Origin of the sequence: Clostridium sp. MCC328 (assembly GCF_018785465.1) — a bacterium.
GTDB classification, from domain to species: domain Bacteria; phylum Bacillota; class Clostridia; order Lachnospirales; family Lachnospiraceae; genus Pilosibacter; species Pilosibacter fragilis.
Genome location: NZ_WQPW01000155.1, coordinates 1 through 1251 on the forward strand (window position 1 = coordinate 1; position 1251 = coordinate 1251).

General features: G+C 38.8%; 1 protein-coding gene. It reads right to left on the reverse strand.

The window, feature by feature from the left end:
* Positions 1–52: 52 nt before the first annotated feature.
* Complete coding sequence (locus GPK83_RS16665; protein WP_009259881.1) at positions 53–1174, reverse strand: ISAs1 family transposase; 1122 nt, start codon at positions 1172–1174, stop codon at positions 53–55.
* Between the last annotated feature and the right edge of the window lie 77 nt (positions 1175–1251).

Consider the following 1251-nt stretch of genomic DNA (forward strand, 5'->3'; position numbering starts at 1 on the left):
CACGACAAACGCATGAATGATTGTCTACCACCAATTCTGTTTTCAGCTATTTTTAAGCTTCTAAAAGTTCTTCCAGATACTGAATTGGACGCATGCTAACTACGAACCTTTTCTTTCTCATCGACAACTTATGCCTTGTCATTTGTGCCGGCTTCAAAATACTTAGGCTCCATTTTCTTATGATATTCAAATTTTGTGCTGCCATTTTATCTAACGTTGTGTTTGCATCTTCCCGGAATGTTACATCCAAATGCCAGTGCATACTTTCTATACTCCAATGTCCTCTGACTGCACGACTGATCTGCTCTATATCTGCCTTTAAACTACTGATAAAATAACGATACTCTATCCTTCTCTTTCCATCCTTCTCTATCGTTTTCTTTTCCATCACGATACTGGACAGCCCTTTCCAGTTCTTTTTCTGACTTAACCATTTAATATCTTCTGTTTGATAATACTCCCTTATTTCAACCTGACCATGTGCCTTTTCCTGTGTCTTTTTGTAATTACCGCTCGCACGGATTCTTTTTTGAAACTCTTCATCCGAAAAGTATTCCTGCACATCCTCATACAGGCTGTTTTGATTTCTCTTCAATGCAAGAACATAATCTGCCCGTTTTTTCTTTATTTTTTCCGCTATTGCAGTCTGTGTTCCCATTGCATCAATCGTTACGGTCTGGCCTTTTATCTGGATCTTATCCAACAATTCTGGAATCACTACGATTTCATTGCTTTTTTCTTCAACAGCTTTTTGTCCAAGACAAAAACCATCCTCTTTACTCCACGCGGATACAATGTGAGCTGCCTTTCCAGCTCCCCTTTTATTGGAACGCATGGTTTTTCCATCAATACAGATGATTTTTTTCAGCAGCTCTCCGTCATCCTGATTTAATCGGTCCTGCCATTTTCCATAGAGTTGTTGTAAGATTTCTGGTGATATCATCCCCATAACACGTCTGATCGTATCATGGGATGGAATCCCGTTCTTTAACTCGATATACTTACGAAGATAGTCCTGATAATTTTCCGCAAACAATGCCATTTCTACCCAGTCATCCGCATTCGCTAACGTTGCGAACAACACAATAACAAGAATATCTTTTAATGTGTGACGAATTTTTCTTTGCTGGCGATCATCTTCTATGTATTCCAGCCAATCTAATAATTCCTGCATATACCAACGCCCCTTTTCTTTTAATTTTACCAGAAAAGGGGCATGTTCACAATTTATTTACTCATGCGTTTTTCGTG

Bases quoted from the DNA above. Each gene is read 5' to 3' on its own strand.
- GPK83_RS16665 (WP_009259881.1), bottom strand. From the start codon at position 1,174: ATGCAGGAATTATTAGATTGGCTGGAATACATAGAAGATGATCGCCAG.